The following is a 19,061-nucleotide window of genomic DNA, read 5'->3' as shown; positions in this document are numbered from 1 at the left end:
GGTCGTGATGTCACGGGCAGCACTGCTCGTCCTGGCCGACGGCCGCTTCCCCGCCGGGGGCCACGCGCACTCCGGCGGGGCGGAGGCGGCGGTCAAGGCGGGACGGATCACGGACGCGCAGAGCCTGGAGGCGTTCTGCCGGGGCCGGCTGCACACGGCGGGCCTGGTGTCGGCGGCGCTGGCCGCGGCAGCCGTACTCGGTCTGGATCCGGGCGAGTTGGACGCGGCGGCGGACGCCCGCACCCCGTCCCCGGCGCTACGGCTCGCCGCCCGCAAGCTGGGCCGCCAGCTGATGCGAGCGGCCCGAGCGACCTGGCCGTCGCCCGAACTGGACGCGGTGGCACAGGAGTTCCCCAAGGGCGCCCACCAACCGGTGGTCCTGGGCCTGGCGGCCCGCGCGGCAGGCCTGGAGGCGCTGGACGCGGCGTACTGCGCGGCGTACGAGAGCGTGAGCGGCCCGGCGAGCGCGACGGTCCGCCTCCTGAGCCTGGACCCCTTCGACGCGACGGCCGTACTGGCAAGGCTGGCACTGGAGCTGGACGGGGTCGCGGACCAGGCGGTAGAGGCGGCGCGGCGGGCTGTCGGCGAGGGGCCGGACTCGTTGCCCGCCGCGTCGGCGCCCTTGCTGGAGATCGCAGCCGAGCTGCACGCGGCATGGCCAGTACGCCTGTTCGCGTCATAGGGGCGCCCAGGTAACCCAGTTGGGGGCGCGGGGAACTGCGCGACCAGCCCCTACGCACCCGCACTCGACAACGAACCCAAAAGGAGCCGTACATGCACCTGGACCACTCTCAAGACGGCCCCGCCGCAGTAAGCGCCGACGCCCACCGCAAGGACGGCTCCCACCGAGCCCTCCGCATCGGCCTCGGCGGCCCCGTCGGCTCCGGCAAGACGGCAACCGTCGCCGCCCTCTGTCGAGCCCTCCGCGACGAACTCTCCCTCGCCGTCGTCACCAACGACATCTACACCCGCGAGGACGCCGAGTTCCTCCTCAGGGAAGCCGTCCTCCCTCCCGAGCGCATCACCGCCGTGGAGACGGGAGCCTGCCCCCACACCGCGATCCGCGACGACATCTCCGCCAACCTCGAAGCCGTCGAGGACCTGGAGGACGAGGTCGGCCCCCTCGACCTGATCCTCGTGGAGAGCGGCGGCGACAACCTCACCGCCACCTTCTCCAAGGGCCTGGTCGACGCCCAGATCTTCGTCATCGACGTGGCCGGAGGGGACGACATCCCCCGCAAGGGCGGCCCCGGCGTCACCACCGCCGACCTGCTCATCGTCAACAAGACCGACCTGGCCCCGTACGTCGGCTCCGACCTCGCCCGGATGGCCGCCGACGCCAAGGCCCAGCGCGCCGAACTCCCGGTCGTCTTCCAGTCGCTGCGGAGCGAGACCGGCGTCCAGGGCACCGCCGCCTGGGTCCGCGCGCAGCTCGCCGCGTGGACGGCATGACCGTGACGGCGGCCCCGATCGCGGCGCCGACCGAGACGCCGACCGCGACCGGGGTGCGGGCCACCGCGCGGCTGGTCGCCCGGGACGACGGGCGCGGCGGCACCGCCCTGCCCGTACTGGAGAGCGACGGCCCGCTGGCCCTGCGGCGGACCCGGGGGAGCGGTGCCGAGACCCGGGTCATGCTGGTCGGCGCGATGAGCGGCCCCCTCGGCGGCGACCATTTCACCGTGGAGGCCGAGGTCCAGGAGGGCGCCCGGCTGCGCGTCGGCTCGGCCGCCGCCACCATCGCCCTGCCGGGGCAGACCAAGGGCGAGGCGCACTACGACGTACGGCTCACCGTCGCCGAGGGGGCCGAACTGCACTGGCTGCCCGAGCAGTTGATCTCCGCCGCCGGCAGCGACCTGCACATCACCACGCGGATCGACCTCGCGCGGACCGGTCGGCTGGTGCTGCGCGAGGAGCAGGTCCTCGGGAGGGCGGGGGAGGAGCCCGGACGGCTGTGCAGCCGGCTCGTGCTGCGGATCGCCGGCCGGACGGTGCTCGACCAGGAGCTCACCTGCGGTCCGGGCGCCCCGGGCGGGTGGGACGGACCCGCCGTGCTCGCGGGACATCGCGCGGTCGGTCAACTCGTCGTCGCCCGGACGGAGTTCGCCTCGAATCCGGTGGCGGCCCGCAGCCTCGCCGACCACGCCGTGCTCGTCCCGCTCGCCGGACCCGCCGCCCTCGTGAGCGCGGTCGCCCCGGACGCCCTGCGGCTGCGCCGGGTCCTGGACGAGGCGCTGGCCGCCCTGAGTGTCTAGTTCGCCCAGCGAACCACCCCATCCGTTTATCGGATTGGCAAAGAAGACCCGCACCCCCCTGTTCACAGGGTCTCCATAGCCAGGAGGATCCCCGTACGATTCGAAACGACGTACGGGGAGGGATCCCTCTTGAGGGAGACGAGACCGAAGTGGCGGACGACCGCGCTCGGTTCGGCCGGGATGCTCATCACGGCCACACTCATATCCGGTGCCGTCGCGGCACCCGCGTCCGGCGCCAACACGCACGACAGCGGCCGGCCCGGCAAGGACCGTGAGACCGTCGGCGCCACGATCGCCGCGGCCCGGGCCGCGAAGGCCGGTATCGACTGGGCGGACTGCCCGGCCGACTGGGGGATCGCGAAGCCGGTCCAGTGCGGCTGGGTCAGCGTGCCGCTGGACTACGCCAAGCCGAACGGCAAGCAGATCAAGATCGCCGTCGACCGCATCGGCAACACCGGCACCCCGGCGGAGCGCCAGGGCGCCCTCGTCTACAACCCGGGCGGCCCCGGCGGCTCGGGCATGCGCTTCCCGCTCCGCGTGGTCAACAAGAACCCGATCTGGGCCAACGCGGCCAAGGCGTACGACTTCGTGGGCTTCGACCCGCGCGGTGTCGGCCACTCCGCGCCCATCTCCTGCGTCGACCCGCAGGAGTTCGTGAAGGCGCCCAAGGCCGACCCGGTCCCGGACTCCGAGGCCGACAAGCTGGCCCAGCGCAAGCTGGCCCGCGAGTACGCCGAGGGCTGCGCCGAGCGCACCGGCAAGGCGATGCTCCAGCAGATGACCACGCCCAACACGGTTCGTGACCTGGACGTCATCCGCGCCGCGCTCGGCGAGAAGAAGCTCAACTACCTGGGCGTCTCCTACGGCACCTACATCGGCGCCGTCTACGGCACGATGTACCCGGACCACGTGCGCCGCATGGTCGTCGACAGCGTCGTCAACCCGTCCCGGCAGAAGATCTGGTACGAGGCCAACCTCGACCAGGACATCGCCTTCGAGGGCCGCTGGAAGGACTGGGAGGACTGGGTCGCCGCCAACGACGCCGCCTTCCACCTCGGCACCACCCGGGCCGCCGTCCAGGCGAAGTGGCTCGAACTGCGCGCCACCGCCAAGAAGAACCCCATCGGCGGGCTCGTCGGCCCGGCCGAACTGATCGGCTTCTTCCAGAGCGCCCCGTACTACGACTCCTCGTGGGTGCCGGTCGCCACGGTGTTCAGCAAGTACTTCGCCGGTGACACCCAGGCGCTGGTCGACGCGGCCGCCCCGGACCTCACCGACACCGCGGGCAACATCTCCTCGGAGAACGGCAACGCCGTCTACACGGCCGTCGAGTGCACCGACGCCAAGTGGCCCACCAGCTGGAAGAAGTGGGACCGCGACAACACCGAGCTCAACAAGAACTACCCCTTCATGACCTGGGCCAACGCCTGGCGGATCGTTCACCTACGTCATCAACCTGGAAGATCGCCTGATAGCTGCCTGACCAGGCAAAACGCGGGCACAGAAACGAAGAAGCCCCCGCGCTCCACATAGGAGCCGGGGGCTTCAGTACTTTCCAGGGGCCTTACGGCCGCTCCTCCCAGGACTTCCGGACCTGCTCCTCGGCGCGAGCCTGCTCCTTCGCCAGGTCCTCGAACCCAGCCATCAGGTCCAGCCTCACCGTGCCAGCCGGCGACGTGAGGTCGAGGTCGTCCCACTCCACCACGTGCACCGCGGCGCCCGCCTTCCGCGCCACATCCGCCAGCGCCGCCACCCTTGCCGCCTGCCTGCTGTAGCGGTTGTGCTGGCTGGCCACCACGGCGTCGAACTTGCCGGCGGCGATGTCGTTCATCAGGTCGAGGAGCCGGTCGTTCTCACCGGTCGAGTGGTAAACCTCGGTGATCTCCATGCCCTGCTTCTCCGCCCAGTCCCAGCACTCGAAGTGCTGCAAATCCTGGGCCACCGGATTGCCGGCCTTGGCCACTCGTGTGTAGACCGCCAATCGCGGCTTCTCGATCATTCGAATCCTCCCCTTTTCATCTCGCCGGAACGTATCCAACACTCAGCCGCCACCATTCGCCGCCACCAGGAGAGATCCGCTGGCTGATGTCCTCCGGCAGGAACGCCGTCATCTCCGGGAGAAACCACACTGCCAGCGTCCCACCGTGCGCGAGGGCCAGGGCCGCCCACTGACGGAAACCCTCGTAGGCTGCCAGGGCGATGTGCGCGGTGCCGTCGTCAGCGAGGAATGTGATCGTGATCCGGCCGTCCCGCTCGATCGTCCACCGAGCTTGCGAGTCTTTCGCTCGCGCGACCTCATCATGGGGCGCGAAGTGGTGCCGCTTGAGAAACGCGTCGATCTCCTCACGCGAATCCTCCGCCGTGCCCACAAGCGCGAGTGCCACTTCCAGGCTCCCATCGGCGCCGGGTGCACCACTCGGCACAGCGGCCGTGGCGGGGATCCCGTTGAAGGAGAACGCCGAAACCTGCTGCTGCCTGCCCTTCTTTGTCATTCGCCAGCCTCGTCCTTCTTGCGGACCCACTCGGCGTGGGCGTCGGCGACCCGCGCCTTCCACTCCTGCCACGCCTCGTACGTGGGCAGTACCTCCGGGACACTCTCGCCGATGAGCGCCCTGGCGAACTCACTCAGGACGATCTCCGGGACCCCGCTTCTGAGCCAGCCGTAGTACCGGCCACCGCGGATCGTGGTCTGCGTTGGCGAGTCGTCCTCCAGCACCTGGCGTATGAACCGGGGGTCAGGCTCGAAGCGCCAGTCGTGCTTCACCATGATCCGGATCGTGTCCATTTCGTCCTCGGTCAGCCGAAGGCCCGGCTTCCGGTCGTGCATACCTCTCCTCTCAAGGAAAGGAGCCTGCCAGACACCACTGACAGGCTCCCCAGGGACAACTAGCGGACCGGGCGAACCACCACGTCCGCCGGCTCGCTTCCCGACTCGTCCAACCGGTGAGCGTTCACCCAGTGCGGCTTCCGCCACAGCAACTTCGGCACCGATCCACCGGGGCCGGTGTGGTACGTCTGCCATGTCGGCCGCCGCCTGTGGGCCCGAGGGCTGCGCCTGGTCGAGCCGTCTCCGGCTGATGCCCGGTTCTCCTGCTCGTGGCGCTGACGCTCGGCGAACAGTTCCGGCCCGAGCCGCCAGCCCACCTTCACCAGGCTGTCGATGTCGCCAGCCCGCGGTCGGCGCTGTTTGCGCGCCTTCTGCTTCGCGTTAGCGGCCGGACGGTAGATCTCGATGTCCGGCTGGTCGGTGCAGACGTACAGCACCGTGTTGAAGACCTGCGTGACGTACCTCCGAAGCCACGCCTCCAGCCGAGCGGGGTCGGACTCCCCGATGTCAGACGACCACCGGAAGCCCTTGACCGTCGTGGTCACGGCCTCATCGACGGACGTCACGTCACCGGCAAGCGGGACGCTGCACCTGATCACCGAGAAGCAGCTCGCCCCGTTGTCGACGATCTCGCCGGCGAACATGATGCCGAGGACATCCAGTCGCGGGTCCGTGGTCGAGCACATGTACTTCCCGCTGTCCCGCTTGCCGTAGACAAACGCGCCGGCCGGCAGCCCGACATGGGTGCGGTAGTAGCGCGTCTCCTCGTCATCGAAGTCCGGGGACGGAAGCAGGACGAACGGGTTCCCGTGCCGAAGGTCCCGCAGGACCCCCGTCGGCACCTTGTCCGCCGAGGACTCACTCAGCTCGCCGAGCAGACGGTCGTCCATGGCGTAGGCGACCTTGCTGCGCTCCCACAGTCGGTAGATGGCTGTGTCCGCCGAGTACGCCCGCACCTGAGTGAACGTGCGCGGGTCGTCCTCGTAGGGTTCGAGCCGTTGCAAAAGGTGCGCTGGGATCTTCGAGTCGCCGCCCGCCATACTCTCGGCCAGCGGCCGAACCACAGGGTAGAGCTGCTGACCCTGCTGTACATGAGCGGCGACATCCCCCATCACCTCACGGACGCTGGCCAGAGCCTCCTTGTCCGTGCGTCGAATCACTGCTCTCTCCTCTCACAGAGCACAAAGAAGAGGGCCCCGCCGGAACCACCCGGCAGGACCCTCTCTCTGCTGTGTTGGGCTACTTGCCCTTGTTCGCCTTCTCGAAGGCTTCGCGGACCTCGGCCGGCACGCGACCGCGGGTCTTCAGGTCGGGCCAGCCGTTTGACCTGGCCCAGGCCCGGATCGTCGTCGAGTCAGCGCCGACCTCGACGGTCGTCGTGGCAGCCGGCTTCCGACGGCCCGAGATCTTCCGCCCCGCCCCCGTGTAGGGCTCCAGGATTCCCCGGAGCTTGTCCGCGTTGGACGTGGTGAGGTCAATCTCGTACGTCTTCCCGTCCAGCGCGAAGGCGACCGTCTCGTCCGCCTCCCCGCCGTCCAGGTCGTCGACCAGCAGAACCTGAACCTTCTGTGCCACTTGCTCGCCTCTCCTCGCACTTCGTTGCAAGGCAAACTACCTTGCATGGGACCTTTTACTCCTGGCCCCTTCAGGCCCTCCCCGCCGGAGAAGAGAGCTGTGGTGACGGCGGGGAGAACCTGAACGGATCAGGAGATGGTCGGGGCCTCCGGGAGGAGAGGTGTGGTGACCGGAGGCCCCTGGTGCCCGGACGGGGGATCGAACCCCGCTGCTGCCTCCCCGATCATGAAGACTCGGGGCCGGGCGGTAGTGCTAGATGGTGTTCCTCGACACGAGGAGCTTGGTCAGCGCCGTGTCGTGCTGCTCGTTGGCTCGCGCCACTTCCGCGTCCAGGTCACGGTTGACCTGGTCGCCGTTGTCCGCGTTCCAGATCAGCCGCTTGACGGCGCCCTCGTAGGCGCCCAGACGGCGCTCCAGCCGGCTGATCTCCAGCTTGAGCTTCTCGACGTCGTCGTCCGCGCCGTGCTCCTGTTCGTAGCGCCTGAGCAGGGTGGTGCAGACCGTGCAGTCCTCCGCCGGGAACTCGTCCAGCTCGGAGTGGACCAGGCAGTTGCCGTCGTTGCCGACCGGCCAGCCGTGGCGGTGCTCCAGCCAGTCGTTGTAGTCCATGCCCGTCAGCCCGAGGAACTCGTACTGCTCGGTGGGCTGCGCCTCCCACTGCTCGCGCAGCGCGGTCATGAAGTCCTGCTTGCTCACTGCTTTCTCCTTCGCGCCACATGGCGCGCAAGGGGAAGGTCAGCGATGGACACCTCTGCGAGCCATGTGGATCTCTCCTCTCACGGCTGCGGACGAGGTGTCCGCATGGCGCCCCGGCCGGGAATCGAACCCGGCGCTTCCTTCAGGGCTGCTCTGTCCCCAGAGCGTCTCGCATCTTCGCCACCTCTTGCTCTAGGTGCCGGCGTAGTGCGCCGCGCTCCTCGTCGAGCTGGTGACGTCGGCGGAGAACCGCTGCGAGCTTGTCGGACAGCTCCTTCTCCTCCGCAGCCAACTTTTCGTCCTGCTCGTTCAGGGCCTGGAGGCGCTCCTGCGCGCGGGTCGCTGGCGAACGCGGGGCGGCGGACTTCTTGGTCCGTGCCTGGCGGGCGACCTCTTCCTGTATCCGCCGGTACTCGTCGAACTCCGCAGTGACGTAGTACTTCGTGGTCACCGCTCCCCGCTTCGTCATGACGATGTCCGGGAAGCTCGCGTGCCGGCGGATCCAGCTACTGACGGTGCTGGGGTCGACGCTCACGCGCTTGGCCAGTTCAGTGACCGTGGAAAGCTCATCCTCGCGGCCCTGAAACTCTGTCCGGTGCCACTCGACCTGCTCTTCCACGGCACTCCTCTCAGCAACGGCGGCTGGCATAAACCTACCCCCGCGCTGCGAGCGTGCTGACCAGGTCAGCCGCCCAGGATCGCAGAACATCGTCCGGCATCGTCGGCCGGTACTCGGCGACCAGCTTGTCGATGCGGACCTCCCGCTCCATGCCCGCGGTCAGCTCGGCGTCCACGTCAGCGGACACCACGACGCTCGGGTGCAAGGTGGTGACGCCGAGCGACACCGTCTGGCCGTCGTCTCCCAGGAGGATCGCGGCGTCGGCCAGCGGGCGGACCCCGTCCTCGCCGATCTCGACGAGACGGAGCCTGTTCAGTTCCTGCATGTGCTCTCCTCTCAGAACCGACTCAGCATTTGGCTGCCTTCGTCAGGCCGTGGGAACCACCCCACGACGACGCCTCCCGGCGTTTCGGCAATGTGGAACAGGATCAGAGGTCGACACCGATGCAGTGCCAGGGACCTCCGTTGATCGAGCGGTATAGCTCGCGGCTGTGACGGACCACGTCCTTGTGGAGCCAGGACCGGTGCACGACCTTGATCCGGATCCCTTTCACGCGGACATCACCGCGGTGACCTCGACCGGCTTCGCTTCGCCGGCCAGAAGGGCACACCACGCCTTCGTCAGCGCGTGGCCGTCCTCCTCGTTGAGGCCGTAGAACCCGAAGCGTTCGAGCGCATCGCCGTCCGCCAGGAAGTCCAGGTGCCCCAAGGCGTACTCGTAGCCCTGGCCGTTCCCGTCCTCGGCGTAGACCTGGCCGAGCACGCAGAAGTACCCGTGGTCGATGTCGAGCAGGCTGGGTTCGACCCGCTCCTGCCAGTCCTCCGGACCGACGCGGTTCAGCAGTGCGAACCCGTTGGACGCGCGCTGCTCCACGGACAGAGTGCTAACACCCATGTGCTCTCTCCTCTCAAAGCTGACGGCTGCCGTCGTCAGGCCGTGGGCACCACCCCACGACGACCCCCGAGGGGGTTTCGGCATGTGTAGGAAACGGACCTTCTCAGCGTCTCTTGCGGGCCTTCTTGACGGCGCGCTCGGTCTCTCGGGCGAGGCGAGTCATCTCGGCGTTGTCACGCCCACGGCACCGCCAGAAAGCGCCCTCGGGCCATTTGGCGTCCTCGGGCACCCAGTTGTGGGCGGGATGATCCTCGGTGTTCGAGCACTCCATGTGTAGGGCGGGGCGAGTGTTCTGACTCTTCTTGGCCATGACGCTCTCCTTTGAAAGCTGACGGCTGCCGGCGTCAGGCCGTGGGTACCGCCGCGCTGGTGGTGTCCCAGATGTTCAGCTCGTCGATCGCTTGGACGAGGTCGTACTCCTCGCGGCTCTCGTCGCTGTACATCAGGTGCTCTCTGATCTCGGACTCCATGTCCCCGATCACGTTGCGGACCACGTCCTCGATCGTCCGCGCACTGCCCTCGCAGTCCATCAAGGAGGCGTCGACCACGATCTTGCCTGCGAAGTGGATGGTGACCTTCTCGACGGGAACCTGGTCCTGGTCGTTGCTCATGTGCTCTCTCCTCTCGTGCGCTGACTTCAGCGGGCTGCCTTCATCAGGCCCACGGCACCACCCGTGGACGACGCCTCCCGGCGTTTCGGCATGTGTTGGATCAGTTCGCGCTCTGGGGGATCGGGGGCAGTGCAGACAGCAGCGATGCCGCCTCGCACTTCAGCTCTTCGCTCGCGTCCCAGAACTTCTGGAAGAACTGGGTCGTGATCAGCTTGTCCAGCGCGTCGGGGTCGGTCTCGTCGCCGTACTCGTCGCGGTACTGGTCGCGGACGTCCACCCACTCGCCGTCTACGGTCTCCCACTGCTTGACCTTCGCCAGCAGTACCGACAGGAGATCCTCGACCTTCTGGGTTCTGCCGATCACGGGACGGACGGTCGCCAGCGGACGCTCGTCGATGCGTTCGGCCAGGCAGGAGGACCCGTCCTCCTGCGGGCTCCACCGCTCCTTCAGCTCGTACTCGACGTCACGAGCTGCCTCGGACGCCAGGACGGCCACATCGGTGTCGGAGTCCACGTACAAGTCGACGAAGCCGGCGAAGTGCACCCGGACCGTCCTCCGGTTGTCGCTCATCTGCTCTCTCCTCTCAACGCTGACACCAGCGGGCTGCCTTCGTCAGGCCGTGGGCACCACCCCACGACGACCTCCCTCCAGGAGGTTTCGGCGATGTTGGACTACTTGCTCGCGAGCACCTTCGTGGCGACCTTGTCCAGGTACTCGTTCGTGTTGACGGCCAGGTCCTGCTTGACCCTGACCTCGTGCGCCACGCTGGCCCGGAACGCTTCCAGCAGGTAGCGGACCAGTTCGGGGGAGCGCGGGAGGTCCATCCGATCGGGCAGGTACAGATCGTTGCTGGGCGGGAGCATCCCAAGGCGGGTGAACGCCTCGATCAGGGACCACTGCCAGCCCTCGGCCTTGGACGTCGGGCACAGACCCAACTCCATGTCCCCGGCCATCACGAAGCAGACCGGGAGGTCGTCGATGATCTCCGCCGCCTCCGGCCACTCGATGTCGAACGCCTCGGACATACCGAAGTAGCTGTTCTCGACCGGAGCCTTGTCCTTGCGGCCGAAGCGGGTGTAGTGCTCGCGCCAGTCGTTCAGGAAGACCTTGCGGGTGTAGACGTCCCACGGGTCCTCGAACTCACCGACGAAGTGCACCTGCCGGCCGGCCAGAGCCTGCAACGTCTCGACCGGGATCCGATCGGGCTCGGGCACGTGGCACCAAGTCCACGCCCCTCCACCGATGTCGTACAGGTCGTCGTGGTCGGGGTCGACCACCGTGGTCATCTGCGAGGGCCTGTCCGACGAGTCCCACTCCCAGCTCACCCACAGAACGAGGGCGCGCCTTTCGGTGAAGTTCTCGTCGCCGGACCTCGGGAAGTCCATGTCGACGACGTGCACGCACTCCCAGCCCGTACCGTGCTGGCGGGCCATCGACTGCGTGTACTCGGCGACCTTGCGGACCTGGTCCAGAGTGAACCGGGGCCGCAGGTAGCCGTTCCACGTGTCGCCCAGATCGGCCATCGCCTCGAACAGGGGCGAGTCCTCGATCCGGACGCGTACAGACTGCATGCTCATCTGCTCTCTCCTCTCAAAGCTGACTTCAGCGGCTGCCGTCATCAGGCCGTGGGCACCACCCCACGACGACCTCCTTCCAGGAGGTTTCGGCGATGTTGGAACGGATCAGGGGACGATGGCACCCAGTCCCTTGATGAGCTTCTTGACGCGCTTCGCAGCGAGCGGGATGTCGTCCACGCCCCAGTCGCCGGCGAGGAGCTGCTCGCCCTCGCAGTCGATGGACCAGGCCCAGTTGGGCCACGTGGTCACCCACAGGATGTGCTTGTCGGTGAGCTTGACGACCGAGGCCCAGCAACCGCCCCCGGTGCTCTCCAACTCGGCCTTGACGCCGAGCCGGACCAGCTCCTTGGTCATCTGCTCGCACTCGTCGTGCTCGGACAACTCCCTGGGCTCCTCGTCCTCGTCGTCCGGGAGGGAGACGGGGGTGAGTTCGCCCTCGAACGCAGCGGCGATCTTGTACTCGCCGTGCAGTTCCGTGAGCATCAGGTCGTGCGGCAGGCCGGTGTCGACGCCGGGAAGCCCGCCGTCGCACTCCCCGTAGTACCGGGGGAACGACCACTCGAAGACGTCCTGCGGGCTGTCGCCTCGGTCCGTCCACACGATCGGCTTGAAGTCCGGGTCGTGGTGCTTGATCACGACGATCGTCCACGACTGGCGCTCTTCGCCCATGTTGCTCTCTCCTCTCGTGAACTGACTTCAGCGGCTGCCTTCATCAGGCCCACGGCACCACCCGTGGACGACCTCCGTTCAGAGGTTTCGGCGTTGTTGAATCAGACGTACTCAGCCCGGACGGCCAAGTCCTCGGCCAGAGGGAACGCGTCCATCTCGTAGTCCCCCACCAGGTGGTCGTGGTCCTCCTGCTTCTCATCCAGGAGGTAGCCGTCCGGATCACGGTTGGGCTTGTCCTCCTCGTCGTACTTCTTGAGCAGTTCGACGAGTTCCTGGAGCTTGTCCCAGAACCTGTGCTGGGGGCGGAGGTCGTTCCAGTGGTAGGCGCAGTCCTCGGCCGGCGCACCCTCGCGCGACTTCTCCGGGACGATGTAGCAGTCCACGGATTCCTCGCGACGGATGTGCGTCGACAGAGCCACGGCCCACGCCTGCTCCCGCGACTCGGCGGAGACCACGTACGTGTACGGGGCCTCTCCGTCGTGGCGCTCGGAGCCGGCGATCGTGACCGTCCAGTCCCTCCGCTCTCCCGGCTCCTCGGAACCGAGGTGGCCGTACAGCGGACGACTGTCGAACACCTTGGAGACCGGACGATCACCCAGACGCTCATCTCGCGCCCGGATCTTGCGGACGGCGTCCCACGCCGCCGCGTTCGTCCGGAACCCCAGGAACTCGGACTTCTCGCCCTGAGCCCTGCCGTCCGGGAGCGCTGCCCAGCCACGGTTCGTCTTGGCGACGTAACCCTGCCACGGACCGCCCTCGGCACGGACGTTCAGAAGGTGTTCACCCTTGTCAGACATAGCTCTCTCCTCTCAAAGCTGACTTCAGCGGCTGCCGTCATCAGGCCGTGGGCACCACCCCACGACGACCTCCTTCCAGGAGGTTTCGGCTGGTTGGATCACCGGAACATGTCGAGCGTCTCGATGCGCCACGTGATGTTCGGGAACAGACGACGTGTCCATTCCTCCGCGAACTTCTCGGCGGCCTCGTGCGACTCGTGAGTGGGCTCGTTGGCGAACTCGTGGAACCCCTCCGCGCACAGACCCTGCCGTTCGGAGATGATCCGCATGACGTCCTCGACCGTCAGGCTCTCGGGAAGCTCGTCGCCGTTGTCGAGACAGAAGGCGTGCTTCTCGTAGATGAAGGACGAAACCGTCAACCCGTCCAGATTGAAGGACGTGGTGATGCGCAGGACGGGTCCGCGGCCGGCTCGGTCGTCCACGACTTGGTGGACGGCGGGCTCCGGATCGGCGTGATCCGTCAGCGGAGTCATGTTGAGACCCATGTGTTCTCTCCTCTCAAAGCTGACTTCAGCGGCTGCCTTCATCAGGCCCACGGCACCACCCGTGGACGACGCCTCCCGGCGTTTCGGCTGCTGATCACATCTCGAAGTGGATCTGGTCGTTGCGGATGAACAGGCGACCGACCGGCCACCGGCCCGCATCCCTGTGCAGCGCTCGTCGAGCCTGCTTGGGGAGTCGCAGGTCCACCCGGAAGCTGCGATTGGGGAATCCCCAGCGCCCCCGCTTGGACTGCCAGAACAACTGGCCCGCCGAATCTGCGGGGATGTGCGCGAGGTGCTCCTTGTGTTTCTCCACGAACTCGTGGCACATGCGCATCCAGCGCTCGCGCGCTTGGGCGTCGGCGATGTCGGCGACGGTCAAGTGCTCGACCGACTCCCACTCGTGGCCGCCCACCCCGTCCAAATTGGGGTCGGACTCGAACCACAGCGCCTCGCCCAGTGCCCAGCGAGCGAACTCCTGAACGTAGGACGACCACTGCGGATCGGCGACGTACGGGACCGGCTCGCGCCAGTCCTGCCAGTGCGGGGCCTCGATGCCGACCACGTTCGGGTCGATCAACCAGTAGCCCTCACACCCGACCACGACAGCAGAGCCCGCCATCACATGTCCGTCCGGATCGCACGGGGGGATGTGCGTGTCGCACTCCGTGCAGACGGATGTCAGGTAGGACTCGATGAGACCCAGCGGCGTCTTACGGACGGCCTCCAGGTACTCCTCCACATTGGCTTCCATGTGCTCTCTCCTCTCAGAGCTGACTTCAGCGGCTGCCGTCATCAGGCCGTGGGCACCACCCCACGACGACGCCTCCCGGCGTTTCGGCGATGTTGGAACGGATCAGGGGACGTTGATCTCCCCGACGAGCTTGAGCAGCGCGGCGATGTTCCGCGCGGCCTGATCCGCATCGGTCTTCGGCCACGTGCCGCCGAAGACGCTCTCCTGATCGTTGTTCAGGATCTCCCAGACGTATCCGACGTCGGTTCCGTCCGGAGCGGAAGACCACAGGAAGTAGCCCGCCTCCATCTCGATCTGGGCAACCATGCAGTTGCCCCCCGTGTGGTACGGGTCGGCCTTGACGTCGTGCGTCTTCAGCTCCCGGATAAGAGCGGCGACGTCGTCCTCGTGCTCGACCTGGCCGTCCACGGAGTCCGGGACGGACTCCTGGAACTCGGCCCAGGCGTGCGAGAAGTCGAACTGCCGCTTCGTCCACTCTCGTCGGCTGGGAGCCGACGGGATGTAGCGGGGGAAGGTCTCGAACAGAGTCGGGACCGTCACCGCCGTCGGAGTCTTCGCGCTCTGGCGGCCGGACATCCACTTGGCCGCCATGTCCTTCGACAAGTACTCCTGCATCCCGCTGATCGCTGCGTTGCGGACCTTGTCCTCGTCGCAGCCGTTCAGCCCGACGGTGACCTCCAGGACACCGACGAAGGGGATCATGAGCTTCTTGTCCTTCATGGACTCGTGCATGTGCTCTCTCCTCTCAAAGCTGACTCAGCGGCTGCCGTCGTCAGGCCACGGGCACCACCCCGTGACGACGCCTCCCGGCGTTTCGGCGATTGATATGCGCTAGTTGGGCTGCTCCATCTGCCCTAGACCGCGCATGAGGGCACGGATCCGCTTGGCGGCCTTCTTGGGACCGATTCCCGGACCCCACCCGCCTTGCGGGTTGCCGCCTGCGCTCTCGTGCTCGATCCCGTAGTAGTAGCCGTACTCGGGACCGTCGGGGCGGGACGAGCAGATCCGCCATCCGTTGTTGAGGTGGACGTTCACGACCCAGCAGCCACCGCCCGTGTAGGAGATGTTGCTGTCGATGCCGAGCGCTTTCAGCGCACCCTGCAACCGTTCCGTACCGTCCTCGTCCTCCTTGGACTTGGCCATCTGTTCTCTCCTCTCAGAACTGACTTAGCGATTGGCTGCCGTCGTCAGGCCACGGGCACCACCCCGTGACGACCCCCGGAGGGGTTTCGGCAATAAGGCATGACGGACCGGCCGGCGGGCATGGCAAGCCGGCGAGTCCTCTGTGTCTCTGTGGATCAGGCTCCCTGGTGCGTGTCGATGCCACCGGACGTGCATGCAGGGCACTTGCACGCCTGCACGTTGTGCAGTTCGCGCGGGAAGTAGGCACCCTCCCGACGCCACGGACCGGCGTCATCCAGGAACCGCAGGACGACCATCTCGTCGCCGAACGTCTCCTTCACCTCCGCACGGGCGGTGAACGGGGAACGCTTGGAACGGAAAGATCCCGGACCGGACGGCTCGTGGTAGTACGGCCGGACGGCCACCACGCGACCCACCAGCGACTCACGCGAATCGTCGTCGTGCGTCACCGGAATGAGGTCCTGCGCCTCCAGGGCGATGTCCTCGGCGACCTCTCGGAGGTGCTCGTCGCGGAGAGACTCCACTGACGAGTACCTGCCGAAGTGCCAGCCCTTGATGACGATCCCCCACAGCGCGGCCTCGTATCGAAGCTCGCCGTGGACCACAGCCACCATGCCGCAGACGGTCCACTCCCCGGACTCCAGGTTCTCGCGGCACTCGTTGATGAGTGATTCGGAGTCGCTGAAGTTGTCCAGGTCGAAGTCGTCGTCCTCGACGATTGCGAAGCTGACCACAGTCGAAGCAGTCTGCATAGCTCTCTCCTCTCAACGCTGACTCAGCGATTGGCTGCCTTCGTCAGGCCGCGGGCACCACCCCACGACGACGCCTCCCGGCGTTTCGGCAAAAGGGCACAGCAGGGCTGCCGGCAATAGGCACACCTCGCCGGCGAGTCCGCTACCGCGGATCAGAACAGTTCGGCGTCCGCGTAGGACATCAGGATCAGTTCGCCCATGTCCCAGACGAACGAGAACCCCTCCGGAGCGTGCTCCTGGAGGTACTCCGTCGCCTGATCGGACAGTTCGCCCTGACCGTTGATCGCGTCCCAGTGCTCCTCCTTCTCGGCGAACGAGAACGAAGAGCCGGACTCCCTGTACGCGTCCATCGCGTCCCGATAGTCCTCGGGTACGACGAACCCGTACTCCTCGGCCCGGAGGACGACACGGTAGGCGTTGTGCCAACCCATGTGCCCATCGAGCCAAGTTCCGGCCATGGCCGGAGTGATCTCCGGAGCCATGACATCGCTCATTGCTCTCTCCTCTCAGACCGACAATGGCTGCCATCGTCAGGTCCCAGGAACCACCCTGGGACGACCTCCTTTCGGAGGTTTCGGCATGTTGGATCAGGCGTTGATGGGCACGGCGTCGCGCTCGGGCTCGAAGTGCCCCATGGCGCTGCCGATCAGGTGGTCGACGTCGACCCCGGCGGAGTGCGAGAGGTGCAGGAAGTCGACCAGGAAGTCGGTCAGCACCTCGTACGCGCCGTCCATCGGCTCCACGTCGCGCAGGTCGGACTGCGTGAGGTCGGTGGCCATGTGGCGCTTGCCGTACTCACGGACCGCCGGGAAGAGACGACTCCCCTTCTCGGCAGACTTCGACCCCGTGTAGATACCGTCGGACGCGATGTATTCGCCCATGTGCTCTCTCCTCTCAAAGGACCGACAATGGCTGCCATCGTCAGGCCCCAGGAACCACCCTGGGACGACCTCCTTTCGGAGGTTTCGGCAATTGGAAATCAGGCGTGGCAGTCGAGGATGTGGTAGGTTCCCCCGCCCTCGTACTTCACGTAGTAGTCCCCACCCATCAGGTAGTCGTGCGCCATGGACTCGGCCACGGCCTGCGTGTGGCTCTTGAACTTCTCCGGGAGTTCGGACTCGATCTCGTCGTAGAGGTACTCGGCGAGCGCCTTGGTGTCATCGCCCCAGCATTCCTTGATGGTCGCGATGAATCCGTCCTGGATCTTGGGCAGGATCTCGTCCGGCTCCAGGTGGGAGTTCTCTGTGAAGTAGTGCGCCACCACTACGGAGGGGTACTCGTCCAACGCATTCGCGATGGTCGTGATCTTCGCCAACGACTCGTACTCGCCGAGGTTGAACTCCCCGAACCCGTCGTAGTCGTGAATGGCGTACTCCTCCGCCACGTCGCCGTACTTCCGGGCCGCAGGGGACTCCTTCAGCATTTCGGCGATCTCTTCGTGGATGGTGTCGACATCCTGATCTGCGTCTATCCAGCGTCCGTGGAGAATGCCGTTGTTGTAGTCGGACAGACTCGCCACGTAGATCCGCAGGTCAGACATAAGCTCTCTCCTCTCGACACTGAATCAGACATTGGCTGCCATCATCAGGCCCCAAGCACCACCTTGGGACGACCTCCCTTCAAGGAGGTTTCGGCATAAGGGAATTCAGAACTGTGCGGCTTCGACACGCAGGTCGGTACCGCAGTTGGGGCAGACGGGATTGGAGACCAGGTCGTCGAACGACACCTCCGTGTCGTCGTCGATCTCCTCGCCGCTCCGGTCGATGCGCTTGACTCGCTGCCCGCCGGACTCGATGTCGAACACGACGTCCTCGCATTCGAGGCAGTACGCCGTGGCCTTGTCGTCGTCCAGCAAGTAGCCAGCGTCGTGACAGGACACGTGGAACACCATCGGACGCGTACGCGCTCGGTATCCCGTGCACTGCTGCCACAGAGCGACGTACGTCTCGTCCTCGTACCGGAAGAACTGGCCCTTGACGCCGTTCGGCATGAACGACTCATAGCCGTCCGTGTCGATGCCGGAGACGTAAGGGGATCCGAAGTATTCGTCCGTGATGGACTTCGCCCAGACTTCCAACGATTCTCCGTCCGCAGAGGACGGGTCACCGTAGATCGGAAAGTTCTGGCGGCTGTCCATGATCCACTGGACGAACCTCTCGTCCAACTCCCGGTGGTAATCCACGCGCTTGGCGTAGAACTTCACACCGTCGAGAACGATGGTGTCGTTGCCCTTGTCGAAGAGCGCGTCGACATGCGCCTCCATAGCCGGCGGGGCCGCGAACAGTTCGTTCAGGGCCTCCTCGGTGGAGTCGTACAGAAAGTCGGACGCAACCATTTCGAGGGTCTGCGCAGACATAGCTCTCTCCTCTCAGAACCGACTCAGCAAATGGCTGCCTTCGTCAGGCCCACGGCACCACCCGTGGACGACGCCTCCCGGCGTTTCGGCAATAAGGATTGGGGGTCAGGCCGCCATACGCAGGCCCGCCCAGAACTGCTTCCACTTACGCTGGATCACGTGGTGGACGTGCGCGTCCTCCTCGTCCGTGAACCCGTAGAGATGGGCGGACGGGTCGATGCGCTCTCCCGAGTAGTGGTCGCGGATGTACGACCCCTCGCAGTTGTAGAACCAGTCCGCACCCTCGTCGTACGCGCAGTCGGCGTCACGAATGGCGTCGATCGCGAGCTTGACAGGGTTGTCCTCCGGATGAGTGGCCCAGTTCGGGACGCAGTCCACGACCTCATAGGTCTTGAGCGGACCGGGACCGAAAGTGCCATTCGGAAGACGCGGCGCACCGTAGTCGCCGTCGATGATCATGTCCTCCGTGAAGTACGTGCGGTAGACCACCACGAACTTGCACGGCTTTCCGTCCGGTCGGGAATGCAGGGCGCGTACGTTGACGCGCCGCTTGCAGTTAGGGCACTGCTTCCACGCACCGGAACGGGGTCGCAAAACGCGCTCGGACCAGTTCATCGGGCTGATGCTCATAACTCTCTCCTCTCAGAACCGATTCCGGCGGCTGCCATCATCAGGCCCCGGACACCACTCCGGGACGACTCCCATAATGGGGAGTTTCGGCAATTCGAATTTGGGCATGGCAAGGCAAGCCGGCGCATGGGTATACCCAGCCGGCCTGCCCAGCCTTCCTGTTTAGACCGCCTTACCCATCATGATGTCGTTCCACTTGTTCCGGCGCGTCGCAGACGACTTCCAGATCTGGGAGGAACGCGTGACACCATTCGTGGTACGCGTAATCCAGAAAACATCACCGTCGGGATTCGTGGCGGAGTGCTGCCGATAGATGGAGCCACCCAGCACGAATCGCTTGTCCTCGCCCGCAAGGAAAGCCGGGGACGTGACCATGACGGTCGTGAATTCCTCTTGCATTGCTCTCTACCTCTCAAGATAGACAG

Annotated in this window: 29 protein-coding genes, 1 tRNA gene and 17 other RNA genes; 4 read left to right on the top strand and 43 right to left on the bottom strand. The window is 66.3% G+C overall.

Annotated elements, in window-relative coordinates; genetic code table 11:
- Nucleotides 1–7 precede the first annotated feature (7 nt).
- The 4 genes from ACFULQ_RS08240 (at nucleotide 8) to ACFULQ_RS08225 (ending at nucleotide 3,785) form a co-directional block, all read left to right on the top strand.
- The gene (locus ACFULQ_RS08240) at nucleotides 8–682 is read left to right on the top strand and encodes an urease accessory protein UreF (RefSeq protein ID WP_383539824.1); all 675 of its coding nucleotides are present in this window, start codon (nucleotides 8–10) and stop codon (nucleotides 680–682) included.
- A gap of 92 nt (nucleotides 683–774) precedes the next feature.
- Entirely contained in the window at nucleotides 775–1,452 is a 678-nt protein-coding gene (ureG, locus tag ACFULQ_RS08235) for an urease accessory protein UreG (RefSeq protein ID WP_383539820.1), read from the top strand.
- The gene (locus ACFULQ_RS08230) at nucleotides 1,449–2,252 is read left to right on the top strand and encodes an urease accessory protein UreD (protein WP_383539817.1); all 804 of its coding nucleotides are present in this window, start codon (nucleotides 1,449–1,451) and stop codon (nucleotides 2,250–2,252) included. The genes ureG and ACFULQ_RS08230 overlap by 4 nt, the downstream gene beginning before the upstream one ends.
- Nucleotides 2,253–2,381: 129 nt before the next feature.
- Nucleotides 2,382–3,785, top strand: coding sequence for an alpha/beta fold hydrolase (locus tag ACFULQ_RS08225; protein WP_383539814.1), 1,404 nt, complete (start codon nucleotides 2,382–2,384; stop codon nucleotides 3,783–3,785).
- Nucleotides 3,786–3,816: 31 nt separating this feature from the next.
- On the opposite strand, the gene ACFULQ_RS08220 is transcribed toward ACFULQ_RS08225, so the two are convergent.
- From ACFULQ_RS08220 to ACFULQ_RS08010, 43 genes are all read right to left on the bottom strand, one after another.
- On the bottom strand, nucleotides 3,817–4,251 hold the full coding sequence (locus ACFULQ_RS08220; RefSeq protein ID WP_383539811.1) for a recombinase family protein: 435 nt from the start codon (nucleotides 4,249–4,251) through the stop codon (nucleotides 3,817–3,819).
- Nucleotides 4,252–4,267: 16 nt separating this feature from the next.
- On the bottom strand, nucleotides 4,268–4,744 hold the full coding sequence (locus tag ACFULQ_RS08215) for a hypothetical protein (protein ID WP_383539808.1): 477 nt from the start codon (nucleotides 4,742–4,744) through the stop codon (nucleotides 4,268–4,270).
- Complete coding sequence (locus ACFULQ_RS08210) at nucleotides 4,741–5,079, bottom strand: hypothetical protein (protein WP_383539805.1); 339 nt, start codon at nucleotides 5,077–5,079, stop codon at nucleotides 4,741–4,743. Before ACFULQ_RS08210 ends, ACFULQ_RS08215 begins: the two co-directional genes overlap by 4 nt.
- A gap of 59 nt (nucleotides 5,080–5,138) precedes the next feature.
- Nucleotides 5,139–6,239: a hypothetical protein gene (locus tag ACFULQ_RS08205; RefSeq protein ID WP_383539802.1), complete on the bottom strand. Its 1,101-nt coding sequence runs from the start codon at nucleotides 6,237–6,239 to the stop codon at nucleotides 5,139–5,141.
- 79 nt (nucleotides 6,240–6,318) lie between these two features.
- Nucleotides 6,319–6,654 carry an Lsr2 family protein gene (locus ACFULQ_RS08200; RefSeq protein ID WP_383539799.1) on the bottom strand — a complete coding sequence of 112 codons (336 nt, stop codon included), beginning with the start codon at nucleotides 6,652–6,654 and terminating at the stop codon, nucleotides 6,319–6,321.
- Nucleotides 6,655–6,906: 252 nt separating this feature from the next.
- Complete coding sequence (locus ACFULQ_RS08195) at nucleotides 6,907–7,350, bottom strand: hypothetical protein (RefSeq protein WP_383539797.1); 444 nt, start codon at nucleotides 7,348–7,350, stop codon at nucleotides 6,907–6,909.
- Between the two features lie 106 nt (nucleotides 7,351–7,456).
- Nucleotides 7,457–7,517: transfer RNA gene (locus tag ACFULQ_RS08190), tRNA-Ser, on the bottom strand.
- Nucleotides 7,493–7,969 carry a hypothetical protein gene (locus ACFULQ_RS08185; protein WP_383539794.1) on the bottom strand — a complete coding sequence of 159 codons (477 nt, stop codon included), beginning with the start codon at nucleotides 7,967–7,969 and terminating at the stop codon, nucleotides 7,493–7,495. The genes ACFULQ_RS08190 and ACFULQ_RS08185 overlap by 25 nt, the downstream gene beginning before the upstream one ends.
- A gap of 34 nt (nucleotides 7,970–8,003) precedes the next feature.
- Complete coding sequence (locus ACFULQ_RS08180; protein ID WP_383539791.1) at nucleotides 8,004–8,294, bottom strand: hypothetical protein; 291 nt, start codon at nucleotides 8,292–8,294, stop codon at nucleotides 8,004–8,006.
- A gap of 27 nt (nucleotides 8,295–8,321) precedes the next feature.
- Nucleotides 8,322–8,384, bottom strand: an RNA gene (locus tag ACFULQ_RS08175) — hammerhead ribozyme type II.
- A 135-nt stretch (nucleotides 8,385–8,519) separates the two neighbouring features.
- Nucleotides 8,520–8,864, bottom strand: a complete 345-nt coding sequence (locus ACFULQ_RS08170; protein ID WP_383539788.1) for a hypothetical protein — start codon at nucleotides 8,862–8,864, stop codon at nucleotides 8,520–8,522.
- Between the two features lie 20 nt (nucleotides 8,865–8,884).
- An RNA gene (locus ACFULQ_RS08165) (hammerhead ribozyme type II) lies at nucleotides 8,885–8,947 on the bottom strand.
- 20 nt (nucleotides 8,948–8,967) lie between these two features.
- Nucleotides 8,968–9,174: a hypothetical protein gene (locus ACFULQ_RS08160; protein ID WP_383539785.1), complete on the bottom strand. Its 207-nt coding sequence runs from the start codon at nucleotides 9,172–9,174 to the stop codon at nucleotides 8,968–8,970.
- A gap of 34 nt (nucleotides 9,175–9,208) precedes the next feature.
- Complete coding sequence (locus tag ACFULQ_RS08155) at nucleotides 9,209–9,475, bottom strand: hypothetical protein (RefSeq protein WP_383539782.1); 267 nt, start codon at nucleotides 9,473–9,475, stop codon at nucleotides 9,209–9,211.
- Nucleotides 9,476–9,503: 28 nt separating this feature from the next.
- Nucleotides 9,504–9,566, bottom strand: an RNA gene (locus ACFULQ_RS08150) — hammerhead ribozyme type II.
- A 9-nt stretch (nucleotides 9,567–9,575) separates the two neighbouring features.
- Complete coding sequence (locus tag ACFULQ_RS08145) at nucleotides 9,576–10,046, bottom strand: hypothetical protein (protein WP_383539780.1); 471 nt, start codon at nucleotides 10,044–10,046, stop codon at nucleotides 9,576–9,578.
- A gap of 27 nt (nucleotides 10,047–10,073) precedes the next feature.
- An RNA gene (locus ACFULQ_RS08140) (hammerhead ribozyme type II) lies at nucleotides 10,074–10,139 on the bottom strand.
- Nucleotides 10,140–10,147: 8 nt separating this feature from the next.
- Nucleotides 10,148–11,053, bottom strand: coding sequence for a hypothetical protein (locus ACFULQ_RS08135; protein ID WP_383539778.1), 906 nt, complete (start codon nucleotides 11,051–11,053; stop codon nucleotides 10,148–10,150).
- Between the two features lie 26 nt (nucleotides 11,054–11,079).
- Nucleotides 11,080–11,145, bottom strand: an RNA gene (locus ACFULQ_RS08130) — hammerhead ribozyme type II.
- Nucleotides 11,146–11,158: 13 nt separating this feature from the next.
- Nucleotides 11,159–11,722 (bottom strand): hypothetical protein, encoded by a 564-nt coding sequence (locus ACFULQ_RS08125; RefSeq protein WP_383539775.1) that lies wholly within the window; start codon nucleotides 11,720–11,722, stop codon nucleotides 11,159–11,161.
- 28 nt (nucleotides 11,723–11,750) lie between these two features.
- An RNA gene (locus tag ACFULQ_RS08120) (hammerhead ribozyme type II) lies at nucleotides 11,751–11,815 on the bottom strand.
- An 8-nt stretch (nucleotides 11,816–11,823) separates the two neighbouring features.
- Nucleotides 11,824–12,519: a hypothetical protein gene (locus ACFULQ_RS08115; RefSeq protein WP_383539772.1), complete on the bottom strand. Its 696-nt coding sequence runs from the start codon at nucleotides 12,517–12,519 to the stop codon at nucleotides 11,824–11,826.
- Between the two features lie 25 nt (nucleotides 12,520–12,544).
- An RNA gene (locus tag ACFULQ_RS08110) (hammerhead ribozyme type II) lies at nucleotides 12,545–12,610 on the bottom strand.
- A gap of 7 nt (nucleotides 12,611–12,617) precedes the next feature.
- Nucleotides 12,618–13,004 carry a hypothetical protein gene (locus tag ACFULQ_RS08105; protein ID WP_383539770.1) on the bottom strand — a complete coding sequence of 129 codons (387 nt, stop codon included), beginning with the start codon at nucleotides 13,002–13,004 and terminating at the stop codon, nucleotides 12,618–12,620.
- Nucleotides 13,005–13,030: 26 nt separating this feature from the next.
- Nucleotides 13,031–13,093: hammerhead ribozyme type II (locus ACFULQ_RS08100), an RNA gene on the bottom strand.
- 5 nt (nucleotides 13,094–13,098) lie between these two features.
- Nucleotides 13,099–13,755 carry a hypothetical protein gene (locus ACFULQ_RS08095; RefSeq protein ID WP_383539768.1) on the bottom strand — a complete coding sequence of 219 codons (657 nt, stop codon included), beginning with the start codon at nucleotides 13,753–13,755 and terminating at the stop codon, nucleotides 13,099–13,101.
- A gap of 26 nt (nucleotides 13,756–13,781) precedes the next feature.
- Nucleotides 13,782–13,844: hammerhead ribozyme type II (locus ACFULQ_RS08090), an RNA gene on the bottom strand.
- A 13-nt stretch (nucleotides 13,845–13,857) separates the two neighbouring features.
- Nucleotides 13,858–14,487 (bottom strand): hypothetical protein, encoded by a 630-nt coding sequence (locus ACFULQ_RS08085; protein WP_383539765.1) that lies wholly within the window; start codon nucleotides 14,485–14,487, stop codon nucleotides 13,858–13,860.
- A gap of 25 nt (nucleotides 14,488–14,512) precedes the next feature.
- Nucleotides 14,513–14,575: hammerhead ribozyme type II (locus tag ACFULQ_RS08080), an RNA gene on the bottom strand.
- A gap of 11 nt (nucleotides 14,576–14,586) precedes the next feature.
- Complete coding sequence (locus ACFULQ_RS08075; protein ID WP_383539762.1) at nucleotides 14,587–14,898, bottom strand: hypothetical protein; 312 nt, start codon at nucleotides 14,896–14,898, stop codon at nucleotides 14,587–14,589.
- 29 nt (nucleotides 14,899–14,927) lie between these two features.
- Nucleotides 14,928–14,990: hammerhead ribozyme type II (locus tag ACFULQ_RS08070), an RNA gene on the bottom strand.
- A gap of 63 nt (nucleotides 14,991–15,053) precedes the next feature.
- Nucleotides 15,054–15,650, bottom strand: coding sequence for a hypothetical protein (locus ACFULQ_RS08065; protein ID WP_383539759.1), 597 nt, complete (start codon nucleotides 15,648–15,650; stop codon nucleotides 15,054–15,056).
- A gap of 28 nt (nucleotides 15,651–15,678) precedes the next feature.
- An RNA gene (locus ACFULQ_RS08060) (hammerhead ribozyme type II) lies at nucleotides 15,679–15,741 on the bottom strand.
- Between the two features lie 61 nt (nucleotides 15,742–15,802).
- Nucleotides 15,803–16,144, bottom strand: coding sequence for a hypothetical protein (locus tag ACFULQ_RS08055; RefSeq protein ID WP_383539756.1), 342 nt, complete (start codon nucleotides 16,142–16,144; stop codon nucleotides 15,803–15,805).
- A gap of 21 nt (nucleotides 16,145–16,165) precedes the next feature.
- An RNA gene (locus ACFULQ_RS08050) (hammerhead ribozyme type II) lies at nucleotides 16,166–16,230 on the bottom strand.
- Between the two features lie 7 nt (nucleotides 16,231–16,237).
- A complete protein-coding gene (locus ACFULQ_RS08045; RefSeq protein ID WP_383539754.1) occupies nucleotides 16,238–16,531 on the bottom strand; it encodes a hypothetical protein in 294 nt (97 codons plus the stop codon).
- A 25-nt stretch (nucleotides 16,532–16,556) separates the two neighbouring features.
- Nucleotides 16,557–16,621: hammerhead ribozyme type II (locus ACFULQ_RS08040), an RNA gene on the bottom strand.
- Between the two features lie 8 nt (nucleotides 16,622–16,629).
- Nucleotides 16,630–17,190 (bottom strand): antirestriction protein ArdA, encoded by a 561-nt coding sequence (locus ACFULQ_RS08035; RefSeq protein WP_383539751.1) that lies wholly within the window; start codon nucleotides 17,188–17,190, stop codon nucleotides 16,630–16,632.
- Nucleotides 17,191–17,219: 29 nt separating this feature from the next.
- An RNA gene (locus ACFULQ_RS08030) (hammerhead ribozyme type II) lies at nucleotides 17,220–17,286 on the bottom strand.
- Nucleotides 17,287–17,295: 9 nt separating this feature from the next.
- Nucleotides 17,296–18,006, bottom strand: a complete 711-nt coding sequence (locus tag ACFULQ_RS08025) for a hypothetical protein (RefSeq protein WP_383539750.1) — start codon at nucleotides 18,004–18,006, stop codon at nucleotides 17,296–17,298.
- A gap of 28 nt (nucleotides 18,007–18,034) precedes the next feature.
- Nucleotides 18,035–18,097, bottom strand: an RNA gene (locus ACFULQ_RS08020) — hammerhead ribozyme type II.
- Nucleotides 18,098–18,111: 14 nt separating this feature from the next.
- The gene (locus tag ACFULQ_RS08015; RefSeq protein ID WP_383539748.1) at nucleotides 18,112–18,636 is read right to left on the bottom strand and encodes a hypothetical protein; all 525 of its coding nucleotides are present in this window, start codon (nucleotides 18,634–18,636) and stop codon (nucleotides 18,112–18,114) included.
- Nucleotides 18,637–18,661: 25 nt separating this feature from the next.
- An RNA gene (locus ACFULQ_RS08010) (hammerhead ribozyme type II) lies at nucleotides 18,662–18,728 on the bottom strand.
- Nucleotides 18,729–19,061 lie beyond the last annotated feature (333 nt).

This window comes from Streptomyces sp. NPDC057253 (genome assembly GCF_042669125.1).
In the GTDB taxonomy this organism is placed as follows: Bacteria; Actinomycetota; Actinomycetes; order Streptomycetales; family Streptomycetaceae; genus Streptomyces.
This window is presented reverse-complemented; position numbering and strand designations above follow the sequence as displayed.

Bases quoted from the DNA above. Each gene is read 5' to 3' on its own strand.
- ACFULQ_RS08240 (WP_383539824.1), top strand. From the start codon at position 8: ATGTCACGGGCAGCACTGCTCGTCCTGGCCGACGGCCGCTTCCCCGCC.
- ureG (WP_383539820.1), top strand. From the start codon at position 775: ATGCACCTGGACCACTCTCAAGACGGCCCCGCCGCAGTAAGCGCCGAC.
- ACFULQ_RS08230 (WP_383539817.1), top strand. From the start codon at position 1,449: ATGACCGTGACGGCGGCCCCGATCGCGGCGCCGACCGAGACGCCGACC.
- ACFULQ_RS08220 (WP_383539811.1), bottom strand. From the start codon at position 4,251: ATGATCGAGAAGCCGCGATTGGCGGTCTACACACGAGTGGCCAAGGCC.
- ACFULQ_RS08215 (WP_383539808.1), bottom strand. From the start codon at position 4,744: ATGACAAAGAAGGGCAGGCAGCAGCAGGTTTCGGCGTTCTCCTTCAAC.
- ACFULQ_RS08210 (WP_383539805.1), bottom strand. From the start codon at position 5,079: ATGCACGACCGGAAGCCGGGCCTTCGGCTGACCGAGGACGAAATGGAC.
- ACFULQ_RS08180 (WP_383539791.1), bottom strand. From the start codon at position 8,294: ATGCAGGAACTGAACAGGCTCCGTCTCGTCGAGATCGGCGAGGACGGG.
- ACFULQ_RS08170 (WP_383539788.1), bottom strand. From the start codon at position 8,864: ATGGGTGTTAGCACTCTGTCCGTGGAGCAGCGCGCGTCCAACGGGTTC.
- ACFULQ_RS08160 (WP_383539785.1), bottom strand. From the start codon at position 9,174: ATGGCCAAGAAGAGTCAGAACACTCGCCCCGCCCTACACATGGAGTGC.
- ACFULQ_RS08155 (WP_383539782.1), bottom strand. From the start codon at position 9,475: ATGAGCAACGACCAGGACCAGGTTCCCGTCGAGAAGGTCACCATCCAC.
- ACFULQ_RS08145 (WP_383539780.1), bottom strand. From the start codon at position 10,046: ATGAGCGACAACCGGAGGACGGTCCGGGTGCACTTCGCCGGCTTCGTC.
- ACFULQ_RS08135 (WP_383539778.1), bottom strand. From the start codon at position 11,053: ATGAGCATGCAGTCTGTACGCGTCCGGATCGAGGACTCGCCCCTGTTC.
- ACFULQ_RS08125 (WP_383539775.1), bottom strand. From the start codon at position 11,722: ATGGGCGAAGAGCGCCAGTCGTGGACGATCGTCGTGATCAAGCACCAC.
- ACFULQ_RS08115 (WP_383539772.1), bottom strand. From the start codon at position 12,519: ATGTCTGACAAGGGTGAACACCTTCTGAACGTCCGTGCCGAGGGCGGT.
- ACFULQ_RS08105 (WP_383539770.1), bottom strand. From the start codon at position 13,004: ATGGGTCTCAACATGACTCCGCTGACGGATCACGCCGATCCGGAGCCC.
- ACFULQ_RS08095 (WP_383539768.1), bottom strand. From the start codon at position 13,755: ATGGAAGCCAATGTGGAGGAGTACCTGGAGGCCGTCCGTAAGACGCCG.
- ACFULQ_RS08085 (WP_383539765.1), bottom strand. From the start codon at position 14,487: ATGCACGAGTCCATGAAGGACAAGAAGCTCATGATCCCCTTCGTCGGT.
- ACFULQ_RS08075 (WP_383539762.1), bottom strand. From the start codon at position 14,898: ATGGCCAAGTCCAAGGAGGACGAGGACGGTACGGAACGGTTGCAGGGT.
- ACFULQ_RS08065 (WP_383539759.1), bottom strand. From the start codon at position 15,650: ATGCAGACTGCTTCGACTGTGGTCAGCTTCGCAATCGTCGAGGACGAC.
- ACFULQ_RS08055 (WP_383539756.1), bottom strand. From the start codon at position 16,144: ATGAGCGATGTCATGGCTCCGGAGATCACTCCGGCCATGGCCGGAACT.
- ACFULQ_RS08045 (WP_383539754.1), bottom strand. From the start codon at position 16,531: ATGGGCGAATACATCGCGTCCGACGGTATCTACACGGGGTCGAAGTCT.
- ACFULQ_RS08035 (WP_383539751.1), bottom strand. From the start codon at position 17,190: ATGTCTGACCTGCGGATCTACGTGGCGAGTCTGTCCGACTACAACAAC.
- ACFULQ_RS08025 (WP_383539750.1), bottom strand. From the start codon at position 18,006: ATGTCTGCGCAGACCCTCGAAATGGTTGCGTCCGACTTTCTGTACGAC.
- ACFULQ_RS08015 (WP_383539748.1), bottom strand. From the start codon at position 18,636: ATGAGCATCAGCCCGATGAACTGGTCCGAGCGCGTTTTGCGACCCCGT.